This window comes from Thalassoroseus sp., assembly GCF_984380535.1.
In genome coordinates, this window is record NZ_CFHRBF010000005.1 from 156,991 (window position 1) to 170,062 (window position 13,072).

Consider the following 13,072-nt stretch of genomic DNA (forward strand, 5'->3'; position numbering starts at 1 on the left):
TCAGGTTGGCTGGCACAAAATAAGTCGCATCGGTAACACAGAACACGTATGCCTTTCGGAAACTTTTTTGTAACAACCTTCAGGAAGAGAACGTAACCAATTGATATAACACAACTTATTGTGTTTGAATTTCTTTCGGCCGAGTTACTCCGGCGATGATCTTACCGTTTTCAGAAATAGTTTACGTGAAAACACGTACTCGTTGAGTCAATCAGTAGGGAGATTTCAAAACGTGAACACTGAAAAGCGCTACCCCTTCTTGCGATTCACTTTCCACGCCTGGGGTCTGTTGATCGTTATCCTGAGTTTTGAATCGCTCTTGGGGGGCGTCGCAAACGCCGAAGACCCCAGCGACTTGGCCGCGATGGCGGAGTTGTTCGGTGATGAGAACCTCGAAAACAGTTTTGAACTCCATGTTCGCACGGCGTCGTTGCCGCCGCGAGAGAAATATCCGCTGCTGCGAGAGGCCGTCTTTCCGCCGAAGCGATCCAAGATTCGCGTGGAAGTCGATTTTGCCCCCACCGACCATGTGACATCCGATGCGACAGAACCGCTCGGTTCGCATCTCGATCGACAGCTCATCGCTCCAGTCCGTGAACTGGTGGAATGTGCCCGCGAGTTAAACCGCTTGGACGAAATCGAGGAACTTGTCGATGCCCGTCTAAAAGCCGATCCGTCGCAATCCGGCGAAGCGCTCGCCGTGCGGATTCTCATCGGGATTGCCCGTGAGGACTACGAACCGACCCAGGACTTACTGGTCACATTCTACAATCACGTTTCCGCCACCCCCGTGACCGTCGCCGAACGCGGCCCGGAAACCGTTGTGCTCTGGACTGCGGCCCGCGTGCCGGAACTGCGGGTGAACATTGCCGACTTGGTGTTTCAGGTCTACGAACAAACCCGGAATGGCGAAGGACCGCGTAGCGAACGGTGGCATCGCCAGGTTTACGCGTTGAAGTACCTATTACAGTGGTATCTGCAAGACGAGAAGGATCTCACAGCCGGTGATTCGTCAGACGCGATGCTCAGCGACGCCTGGATTCCGGTATCCCGTGCGATCGCCGGCACTGTCGCCAAAGGATTTCCCGAACCGAATTGGATTCGCCGACGCGGGTTGATCGCCCATGTCTCGGGACACGACCGCGACTACTTGTGTTACCGCACGCCGCTTCTCGGAGATTTCGTCGTCGAAGCCGACGTCAGTGCCTTCAACTACCGCGACACGCGACTCGGCTACGGCGGAACGTGGGCCGGGCCTGGGTACGATCACAAGGGCATCCTCAACGGCCATTTCGACGACGACGATCCTAGTGTCCTGCTGGCACGACCACTCGATGAGGTCAGCGAACCAATGCGGGTGCGGTTGGTGGTCCGAGATGGCGTGCGGATCACCGAAATCAACGGTCGTGAAGTGTTCCGAGCCGACGTCTCCACGAGCAACCCGTGGGTGACCATCATGAGTTATTGGTACACCCACGGTTGGGTCAAGAATCTGCGAATCATCGGCGAACCCACGATTCCCGAGGAAATCGAACTTCTCAGCGATGAGCGATTACTCGGTTGGCTGTCGTACTACGACGAGTCCATCGGCAAAAGTGACAGCGATTGGCGGTTGGTCGACGCCAGCAAGTTCGACGAGACCGGCAGCAAAATCTTGCAAGGCGATTGCGATCCCGAGAACCTCGGTTCGTACCGAGAAAGTTTGATTCGGTATCATCGGCCGATGATCGAAGACGGCTCGATCTCTTACGAATTCTATTACGAGGCCGATCGGTTCGACATTCACCCGGCTCTCGGTCGCACGGCGTTTCTGATTCGTCCCAAGGGCGTGTCTCTGCACACGATCGGTGATTGGCCCTACGACCGCACCGGTCTCGATCCTACAAATGTGACATGGGTCACAGGTCGCGAGAACATCACTGGTTCGTTGCCATTGAAATCGAAGGAGTGGAACCGCGTGGATTTCACGATCACGGGCAATGTGGTCACGATCCGCCTGAACGCACAGACGGTTTTCCAGCATACTCTTGCGGAGTCGAATCAGCGAACTTTCGGACTGTTCCACTACGCCGACCAAACCGAAGCCCGCGTCCGGAACATTCGCTGGCAAGGCGATTGGCCCCGGAAACTTCCCGCACCGCTCCAGCAACAATTGGCCGACGACCGCGTTGAAACGCTACTGGCGGGTCTCGAACTGCCAATGTCCTTCGAGCACAATTTCGCCAACGGTCTGCCGCCGGAACGGTTTCTGATGCAAGGTGAAGGCTGGCAGAGAAACTCGAAACAATTGGAAGACGGTCTTCAACTGACCCGACCTGGACGTGACTACTACGTGCGATACGAAATCATTCCGCAACTCCAATTACAGGGAGACTTCGATATCATCGCGGAATTCGAAGGATTCGAATCTTCGATTGCCGAGGGCGGCGACGGGAACATCCAGTTGTTCGTCGGTTTCGAAGACCTCACCGAATGCCGATTCTATCGCAAGTTCTCCCGATTCGACAAAAAAGAACTCGGTCAGCAAATTATCCAAGCGGCGTACTTCTACGTCCGGAATGGCGAACGACAATACGAATTCCCGAAAAAAACCAGCGAAGCCAGCCCAGCCGGGAAACTTCGATTCGTTCGCAAGGATGATCAAGTTCACTACCTGTTTGCTGCCGAGAATTCCGAAAACTACCGGCTGCTATACACGCAAACTGCCCCGACTGACCACACCCGCGCGTCCGACTTTCGCTTGATCATCGAGACCACAAAACTCGGAAATGCTAAAGTCGTCTGGAAGTCGCTGAGTGTCCGTGCGGAAAAAATGACAGGGACGGCGATCGAATCGATTCCGAACATCGCTGAACTCGATGAACACCGGAAATCCCTGAAGGCAACGCACACACTCGATCTCAGTGATGCCAAAACAGTGAGCCGAATTCCTCGTTGGGGTTCACCCGGAACGTACCAAGTTGGCCCAGATGGCTTGACCCTGACGCAACCAGGATTTAGTAGCTGGCGGGGTTCCGGTTTGGTGCTGCCGTTTGCCGTTTATGGAGACTTTGATTACACCGTCGAACTCGATGTGCAAAAAATTCAGGCAGCACAATCGGGCGGTGAATGTACGGCGTATTTGGAAGTCGTTATGTCAGACCCCGTCGCCACACTTGTTCAGTCGAAGTTCGCGATTTCGAGTGTGGGATACAAAGCCGGGGAACTTCAGCTCCGGCGTCCGAATGGTAACGGGCATGAATACGAAGAGCTTGCAAGTGTGCCGTTTGAACAGGTTCATCGATTGCGAATCGTGCGACGTAACGACATCGCGTATTTCATTCTCCAAGAAACACCCGAAACTGAGCCGGTGCTGATGGGCTTGCTCAAAGTTCCCCTTCATCCGGTGCGGTTCGGTGATCTTCGCACGATTGTGCACACCGGCGGACCGAATCGGGAAACCGTCGTGTTGTACAAGTCCATCACGCTCGCTGCAGATCGACTGGAAAGCACGGTTTTCCCAAACCCCTAACATCGTTGAAGCCCGGTAAGAGTTTAGAACGGGATTGAACCCATGCGACTCGGGAGTGAGTATTCCATGCTTCGAATTTTCAACTCTGTCGCTTTGGGTCTGGGATTGTTTTACGCGTCTTGCGGGCTTGCAGACGAACCGACAACCGATCCGTCATCGGATGCGTATGCTCTGCGTGTGATGTTTGGCAACGATGTGCTCGCGGCAAACATTCAGCACGTTCAGGTGCAAGCGGCCGAACAGTCGTCGGAAGAGCGGTGGAAGTTCCTGAGAGAATATGTGTTGCCAACTGGCCAGCCGCAGAAATTCCGTGTGATCGGTCGATTCCTGACCACTCACCCGGCTGGTGAGCAAGATTCTCCCCATGACTCCCGCGCGAGTTTGTGGAAACCGGCGACCGACAGCGAACCGGTGCGTGAGGATCGTGGTGGTGTGGTGGTTTCGCCGGTGTTGGACCTCCTGGAAACCGCCCGCGAATTGGGTCGGCTTCAGGAACTTGAACGCGACATCAAATCCCGTTCCGCCCAAACGGGCGACGAACACCGCGATCAACTGGCATTGCTGTTTCTGACAGCGATTGCCCGGGACGACGTGCCCGCCGCGACCGCCACGCTCGATGCGTTCATTCCCCACGCGGCTCAGGTGCCCGATGAACGCGGGGCGGACCGCTGGCCTGAAGTGTTGATCCTCCAACAAGGGTTGGCCAATCCGAAAACCCGGGCCATGGTCGGCGAATGGGCGAACAGCGAGTTTGCGAGTATTTTCGGTTACTCGCCCGACATCGGTTTGGATTCGATGAACGACCATATTCGGTCCCTGACCGGTATTTTCCGAGGTCTCAGACACGACGAAACCGCCTCGCCGCTCGCGAATTGGACGGTGGATTCGTTCGCCGATTCATCATCCCGCAGTCAAGGACGCCCGACCGGATGTTGGCAACAACGCGGACATGAACTGCATAAGTTGTCCGGTCATGAGATGGACTATTTGACCTATCGCGTGCCCCTGCGAGGCGACTTTCAAGTCGAATGCGATTACACCACCGGATCGGGTTTTCATGGCGGATTTGTGGTGGCGGGTCGTGTATTGGAGATGGATTTTCACCAATCCAAGTTGAAGACAGGCACGTATCGCAAACACCTCGGGTTGAATGACGTTTCGCCAAAACTCGGCAGCGACAATTGGGCACGGTTCCGAGCCGTTGTTCACGATCGGCAACTCCAAGCTTTCTTTAACGGGCAACTCGTCTACGAGGAAACCTTGCCGGCCGAGCATAACCCGTGGGTCACTTTTCGCTCGTGGCGACGATCGCATCCGACAATGCGGGATTTTCACATCACCGGCAATCCTGTCATCCCTGATAAGATCTTGTTGACCGCAGAACCCGATATGCCTGGTTGGGTCCCGTATTACGAGCACGGTTTCGGTGCGAATCAGGGGTTTTGGTCGGCAAAAGCCGACGAGACCGGCACTGTTGTGGTCCAAGGTTATCCCCGTGTCGATGTCCGCGGGGAAGGCATGGAAAAGTGGTTGCGATATCACCGCCCGATGGTCGAAGACGGAACGATCGAATACGAGTTTTTCTATCAGAAAGACCTCGTGGAAGTGCACCCCGCGATCGGACGGTTGGCGTTTCTATTGAAACCCGATGGCGTTCATACCCATTGGATTACCGACGGTCGTCACGAAACCAGCGGACTCGACCCCATGAACGCGGACTTTGATCCGACGTTTCAACGCGGTCCGGAAGAACTGCCACTTCGTGAAGACGCTTGGAATCGGTTGCAACTCTCACTTGAAGGACGAACCGTCCGATTGAAATTGAATGACGAGTTCATCTTCGAACGGCCTTTGGAAGTGACGAATCAACGCGAGTTCGGGCTCTTTCATTACGCGGATTGGACCGAAGCTCTTGTCAAGATTGTGGTATGGCAAGGCGGTTGGCCGAAATCGCTGCCAGAACAGGAACTAGTCGATCCGGTCATCGCGGAGCTTGACCGTTCGGTCAAAGAGTTACCGGCCGTCTGGCGACATGACTTCAAAACGGGCGCTCCCGCGGAATGGTTCGACGGCAACGGTGATTTATCCACGCTCGAACCGAGTGAATCGGGCGTTCTGATGCAACGGATCGGCAACGATGGTCTACACGATTTGCTAGCGTGTCTCGAGTTCGCGGGCGACTTCGACGTGACTGCTCGCTTTCAGGATTTCTCGGTTGTACAACCCGAAGGTGATAAGAAACGCGGTGCAATCGGTTTGAAGGCTAGCACCAATACCGCCAGTCAAGCGGCCGCGGTTGTGTTTCGCCGGTTCGATTGGGATGGCGACAAAGCCGCCTTCGCCAAGACGGAAACCAAACACGACGGACGCGTCCCTTGGACGACCGATCGTGTTGTGGAAGCTTCGTCATCCGGGCAACTTCGCTTGGCTCGACGAGGCGACCGCATTTACGCCTTGTATGCCGAAGGCGACTCGCCGAATTTCCGACTGATCGACAACGAACCGCTGCCCGCTGCTCCCATACGTGTGCAAGGCTTGAAGTGCTTGCTACAGGCGGATGGTCCTGACGTCCAGACTCGGGTGGTGTGGAACGAACTGATCGTTCGAGCCGAGAAAATCTACGGCGGCCCGACTGCCAACGAACTGCAACTCGCGACGCGTCTCAATGAACACCGAGACGCAGCCGACACGGAAGTTATCGAGTTCACCAAGCTGGACCAGTTTCCGCAGCCGACAGCGAATGATCCCAGTGTCATGGTCGTGACGACCCCGACAACCGATGGCCCACGATGGCAGGTGAAATCGATCGGCTACAGTTCTCGGCCGTTCCCCTTTCGAGGTCACAGCCTCCCCAACGGTACGACTGACGTGGAAATCGCGTTGGATGTGCATGACATCGAAACCTCGAACGGTTCCGGAGACCGGACGGAAGTCGGAGTGGAAATGATATTTCCGTACGAAGCGACAGACCTGCCCGGCGTTTCATGGCCGGTCGGAGCCATCGGCGAGCAATCGATCCAAACGAAGCCGTACAAAGTCACTTGGATTCTAAAACACAAGCCCAACGGCTTGCGTTGGTTGACGGCCCGCGTGGTCTGTCGTGATATCGCCGGTCGTCGGGTTTATCTGCCGATCCGGTCGATGCCCGTGAACTCACCGGATCGCTTGCGGTTCGTTGTCGATCGTGGAACGCTGTACTTCCTGTATTCCGAAGACGATTCCGACGACTGGCATGTGCAGGCGGGAATCAAAATCGATCGGGCTGATTTTTCATCGGGGCTTATCATGTCCTACGCCTACGCAACCACGCCGACTTGGTCGGTCGATGTGACTTGGAAAACACTGACGCTTGCAAAACGCAACGATCAACCGAAGCCAGAGGATCGAGATGAACCATAAATCACTTTGGCTGCAATGTTGGTGTTTCGTCGCGATTGTGTTGACGCATTGCAGCGTCGTGAATCCGTTGTTCGCCAGTGATGATTTGGCGATCAGCGAGATTTTCGCCGAACAACACACGACCGAATCGGCCTGGACGATTCATCACAAAGTCCAACAGTTACCCGCGAAAGATCGCTTTGAATTCCTGACGAATTGGATTCTTCCAAACTCCACGCATGCCGCTTGGCGATTGCAATTCGGGTTCACCCCGACGAACCCTCCCGAAACACTTTCCGCGGAAAACACCGCGACGATCGATGAACCAAACGCGACAGGCGGCGAGATGGTTTCTCCCGTCTACGATTGGCTGGAAACCGCTCGGGAACTCGGAGAATTGGATGCGGTCATTGCGAAAGTTCACGCAATACCAATCGAAGACGCCTCGGCAGATCGCGTGTCCCAACTGGCAATCTTGCTACTGGCGGAGTCGTACCGGGGCAACACGGAAACTTTCGAAAAACTATTGAGCCAGTTTATCGAAACGACACCGGTCAACGTGGAAGACGGACCGACAAACGCGGAATGGTTGGTCTACGAGTACTGTCTGCGACATCAACTTCAACGCAACGACATCGCTTATGCGGTGTATCGGTATTTCTCTTGGACGCGGCAGAATTATACACTGTCGATCGACCGGCAACATTGGGGCCGACTGATCGGGATCTCTCGCCGGACGATGGTGGAAACGCTCGACGAAGATCAACGCCCGAAAGTTCACACGCTGAAAAACTGGCAACCTGCCAGTCGCATGACGGCCCAATTTAACGGAGAAGGGCGACCAACCGCCGTCTGGGACATGCACGCCGGGTATGCCGAGAACCTGGTGAGTTACCAAGACGACTACCTGTATTATGCAATCCCGCTGCAAGGCACGTTTCGGATCGAATGGGAAGCCCAAGCGTTCGATTGGCGTGATACGCATTTGCTGGTTGGCAGACGTTGGGTGTATCCGTCGTATTTGCTCGACGAGTATGAGATCGGAAACTATCGCTTCCGATTTGATAACCGAAAGCTTTCGCGAAAGTTGACGAAAACTCGCGATTGGTTTTACATGCGGGTCGAAGTGGAAGACAACATCGTCACCACGTACGTCAACGGATTGTTGGCTCATCGTGAAGTCACCGACTACGAAATTTGCCCGTGGATCGGCATTCATAGCGATATTCGTCGCGACGGGGGCATTCGCAATTTACGAATTACCGGCAATCCCAGAGTTCCCGATGCGATTCCTCTGCTAACCGGTTCCGACCTGAGCAGTTGGTCGTCGTATTTTGGTATGCCGGTGGGGATGGCCGAGGGCGGATGGATTCAACGCGATGGCGTTTTGGAAACCGACATGGCGGCATTGCCCGATCATCATGTCGAACGCCTACTGCTCTATCAGCGTCCGCTGTTCGAAGATGGCGAAATCACCTACGAATTCTTCTACGAACCCGGTCAGTTTCACACGCACCCCGCCATCGGACGGTTGGCATTCTTAATGGAACCGGATGGCGTCAAGATCCATCGCGTGACTGACGGGCCCTTCGAACGCACCGATCTTGATCCCGCAAATGTCTCGGTGGAACCCGCGAACCAAATCGGCGGCGAGTTGCCTTTGGTTGCGAATGCGTGGAACCGTGTGCGGGTCACACTCGAAGGCGACACGATCACACTGAACCTGAACGACAAACCGATCTATCGTCATCAGTTGGCTGCAACGAACCCACGCACCTTCGGTTACTTCCAATTTATCGACCGGGCTCGAGTCAAAGTTCGGAACGTTGTTCACCGGGGAGCCTGGCTGCGGGAAGTGCCTCCCACCTCCATGCAGGAAATGGCGTTCGAGCAGTTCGATCCTTTCGATGGGAAGACCGAACACCTTGCTGATAAGTTCGCTTTCAATTTTGCGAATAATCCTCAATGGTATTCGAAATTCGAAATCCACCGTGGTAATGGCATCCGTGATACCAAAGTCACCAACCGAGGTTTGTTCACGACACAAACTTCCGAGAAGGGATATCGCGGGGTTTCGATTGCACCGAAACTCACCCTCAAAGGCGATTTCGATATTGTCGCAGACTTCGAAGACTACGAAGCCGACACAATCCCTGGTGGCAATTCGACTCTCTACCTCATCGTGTATTTCGAGACGCCGGATAACCAAGAGTATTCCATCACGCGGCGAAAAATTCACGATCAAACCGGCACCGTTCGTCATCAATGCCAATGTATTGTCGTGCAGAATGCGCCGGGACAAAATCGTCGAAATCATTTCTCGAATACTGCCATGGAAGAGCACGCCGGGAAACTGCGGCTCACACGCACGGGTAACACGCTTTCGTACTTCACGGCCCAGGGGGATTCGCAGTACTTCCAACTTCGCGGCCAGATCGAAACCCTGAACGATCGGGCCGACGTGCGTGAGATTCGCTTGGTCACACAGATCTTTCAAAAGGGCGAAGTGAGCGCAGTATGGAAGTCGCTGTCTATCCAAGCGGAAGAACTCACCGGTGAGGCATTGGAAACATCGACCACAAACGTCGCCGATCTCGATCAAAAACGCGAACAGTTAGCCGAGCGGTTCCAACACGATTTCACCAAGAACGCTCCAACACCGAACTTCGCGTTACGCTCGGGAACACCCGCATGGAACGCGAAGGACAAAGGCTGGAGAATCCCCGCGGTGGGTCAAAAAGATTGGTTTGCTACGGGGTTTCAATCACAAGTTTTGATCGACGGGAACTTCGATCTTTCCGCCGACTTCGAGGTGCTCAAAGTTCCCGAATATGAAAACAGTGACCTCAGCACGGTTTACTTGCAAGTCGAGATTCCGGATGACAACTACGACCAAATCAGCGCGCTCTACGAGAACAATAAAGATGGGGAGTCCGTTCGGGGACATCTCGGGATGCGTGCCGAGAACGGCCAACGAGAGTACGCGGAATTTGGCACCATTCCGGTGAAGGACATCACGGGTTTACGTGTCTGCCGATATGGTTCGCTGTTGACGCTTCTTGCGAAAACTAGGGACGGCGAATCCGATACGATTGTCACCGAAAAGGAAGTCGGCACCGGACCGCTACCGCCAAGATTCATTCGCTTCATGGTCAATACGCGAGGCGAAGGTTTGGAAACCGTCGTGCTGTTGAAATCGGTCGAATTCCGAGCCGACCGGGTCGTCACGCAGGAAGACCGTCTCCGAGCGATGCCTGCAATGAATCCGGTGCCTGCAATCAATCCCATGCCCGCACCCGTCAAACCACCTGCAAAGCCCTCGTTGTTTGACGCGATACGAAATCTATTCCGTTAGACCGTGTTATCGGTTTCTGCGTCCACAAAACAGAAACCGCTACCAGCGAAATCACCTGATCGAGACACCGATTGTGAAAGCCAAGCCGATGAAATTTGCATATCCTTGTCTAGTTGCCGGATGGATACTTGCAACCGCGTGTGTCAATTTATCACCGGTGTTCGGCCAGACCCTCGACGAACCACCGACAATCGTTCCAGAACATTCGCGATCGATTCTGGATCAATTGCGAAATGGCGACGTCGCTTTGGCGTTGGATGCGTTCGGCACACTGATCGATTCCCTCGGTCCGACAACGATGGAAGAGCCCACGGTCTTGAACGCGGCCGCCGGTGCGATCGCGCGACATCTTTCACAACTCGACGAACAAGATCGTTACGACTTGCTTCTGACCTGGACATTGCCCACGGAAACGCGGCAGACCGTTCGCTTAGTCACGCTTCCCGTGCCACAAGCGGCTCCGCCGAAAGTCTTTGCCCGGGAAATCGGGGAACGGTCGCGGGACGAGACATTCGCCATTCCGCAAATGAACGGTCTACCGGGTTTATTCTGCACGGGTTGGATGCTCGCGAGAACCGCGGATGAACTCGGGCAACTTAGCCGGTTGCAACTGACGCTCGATGAACTCGCCAATAACAACATCGCCGGAGCGAAACCGTTGGCGTTACTTGCCAAACTGGCCGACAGCCGCGTCGATGCGGACGCCGTCCAAACCCAATGGCAGCAACAACTGAAAACGACACCCACCGCGACTCAAGTCGCCATTGCATTGGCGGCGTTGCGACACGACGAACTTCATGAACTCGCCGAACAAACTCTGCAACCGCTTGCGATTTCTCCCAATGCCACGACCTTACGTCCTTTGTACCGCTTGGCTCACGCGGTCGCGGTCCAACGACATCGAGGGGAATCCGGCCCGGAAGTTCTCTTCAAGAATCGGCTCAAATATTGGGTGCCGGTCTCCGGGACAACGACCCTCTTCGACGCAATGGGAGCGAATCCGGCTGTTTGGCTCACGCATGAAAACCACATTTTGCACCTGGCAGGAACCGGCAGCGATGTACTGTTTTTCAAGTACCCGCTGACCGGCGAATTCGAATTCACCTGCGAAACTCAAGAGGGCGGCGACATCGGCACGAACGGCGGGTTAGTCTACGGCGGATTGCAATTCGAGGCGGTCGGTGCGGAAAACAACTTGAACGTGTGGGACGCCGACCTGTGGAACCTCACCATTCGACCCAACCATTTCACCCGACATGCATCGACACCCACGTTTAACCGCGTGACGATTCGGCGATCGGCGTCCGGTCCGCAATTCTTGGCTAACTTGCATCCCGTGTGGACGGACTTGGCAGCGGTCGAGACAAGCCCTTGGTTGGGGCTGCGAAGTTTCGCCGGCAATCGCCCAGTGTTTCGCAACTTCAAATTCCGCGGCCAACCCGTGATTCCACGTCAGGTAAAAATGATCGGCACAAATACGCTTCGCGGGTGGCAAACCGCCGTCTATGAAGAATCGCAACCGGATTTTGAACTGTCAGAAGACACCGAAGAACCGCCTACCGATTGGACGGTGAAAGACGGCGTCCTCGAAGCCGCTCCTTCCGCAGAAGCGGGAACACTCGGCAAGCAAAGCGTGATCCGTTATCACCGTCCGTTATTAGATGGTGAATCCGTCACGTATGAATTCCTTCATCGAGCCGATCAAACCGAAGCGCATCCGGTGTTGGGACGGATGGCGTTCTTGCTGGAGCCGAGCGGCGTGAAAGTCCATTGGCTCACTGCCGGACCGTATGAATGGACGGGCTTGGCCGAGGACAATTCGCTCCTCGAACCGTTCAATCGTCGTGGACCACGACCGTTGCCATTGAAGGATGAAGACTGGAACACAGTTCGTCTGGAACGCAAGAACGACCGCATCACCGTTTCACTGAATGACGAAACCATCTACCAACGCTCGATCGATTTTACGGGCGACTTGCAGTTCGGCATCTACCGCGACCGCACGACCTCTTCCGTCCGCGTACGAAATGCGATTCTCCAAGGCGACTGGCCAGAGGAGTTCCCACAAGAACTACTCGAAAACCCCGACCAAATCACCGCAACCGAGTAACCCAAAGCGTGTGGAATCAAAGTTGAAAGTGTGCCACGACTCAGTGAGCCGTGTTTTCAATCAACGTCGCTCAGCACGGCTCACAGAACCGTGGCACCCGGGCGAATTGCGACCATCCTTGACATCGGGTGGCATGCCCACGGCTTTGCGCGGGCATGAATCGAATTCGAACGTCGCTTACCCATGCCCACCCTGAGTTGTAGGCATGCCACCCATATCCCCACTGGCAACGAGTTGCCAGGGACATGCGTTGATTGTTACAACCCAAGTCGACTTCGTTCTTGTCAGGAGTGCATTCGACGATGGGTTTATTTACCGGCAAACGTCCCGAACTGGGTGTGCAAGACGGCCGCCTTCAGCCATGCCCGTCGTCACCGAACTGTGTGTGTTCCTATGAGTCGCCGGACGACACCCAGCATTACATCGAACCGCTGCCGCTCTCGGGTTCTCCGGAGGAATCACTCGCCAAGTTGAGGCGTCTGCTGGAAGATCGCAGCGATGCAAAAATCATCGAACAAACCGATCGTTACGTCCGCGTCGAATTCACGTCCCGTCTATTTCGTTTTGTGGACGATGTGGAATTTCTGATCGACGAATCCGCGGGTGTAATTCACGTTCGCTCTGCCTCCCGCCTTGGCCATTCCGACCTCGGCGCCAACCGCAAACGCCTGGAATCTCTCCGCCAGCGTTGGGCAAAGTTGATTTGACGCTTGCGACT

At 55.0% G+C, this 13,072-nt stretch carries 5 protein-coding genes; all 5 read left to right on the plus strand.

Features of this window, described 5'->3' with window-relative positions; translation table 11 throughout:
- Positions 1-232 precede the first annotated feature (232 nt).
- The 5 genes from AC5DDB_RS08340 to AC5DDB_RS08360 all read left to right on the plus strand — a co-directional run bounded on the left by AC5DDB_RS08340 (position 233) and on the right by AC5DDB_RS08360 (position 13,061).
- Positions 233-3,511 (plus strand): DUF1583 domain-containing protein, encoded by a 3,279-nt coding sequence (locus AC5DDB_RS08340; protein WP_491739248.1) that lies wholly within the window; start codon positions 233-235, stop codon positions 3,509-3,511.
- A gap of 66 nt (positions 3,512-3,577) precedes the next feature.
- Positions 3,578-6,910 (plus strand): DUF1583 domain-containing protein, encoded by a 3,333-nt coding sequence (locus AC5DDB_RS08345; RefSeq protein ID WP_491739249.1) that lies wholly within the window; start codon positions 3,578-3,580, stop codon positions 6,908-6,910.
- Positions 6,900-10,244, plus strand: a complete 3,345-nt coding sequence (locus AC5DDB_RS08350; RefSeq protein ID WP_491739250.1) for a DUF1583 domain-containing protein — start codon at positions 6,900-6,902, stop codon at positions 10,242-10,244. Before AC5DDB_RS08345 ends, AC5DDB_RS08350 begins: the two co-directional genes overlap by 11 nt.
- A gap of 88 nt (positions 10,245-10,332) precedes the next feature.
- Entirely contained in the window at positions 10,333-12,354 is a 2,022-nt protein-coding gene (locus AC5DDB_RS08355) for a DUF1583 domain-containing protein (RefSeq protein ID WP_491739251.1), read from the plus strand.
- A gap of 302 nt (positions 12,355-12,656) precedes the next feature.
- Positions 12,657-13,061, plus strand: a complete 405-nt coding sequence (locus AC5DDB_RS08360; protein WP_491739252.1) for a DUF1499 domain-containing protein — start codon at positions 12,657-12,659, stop codon at positions 13,059-13,061.
- Positions 13,062-13,072 lie beyond the last annotated feature (11 nt).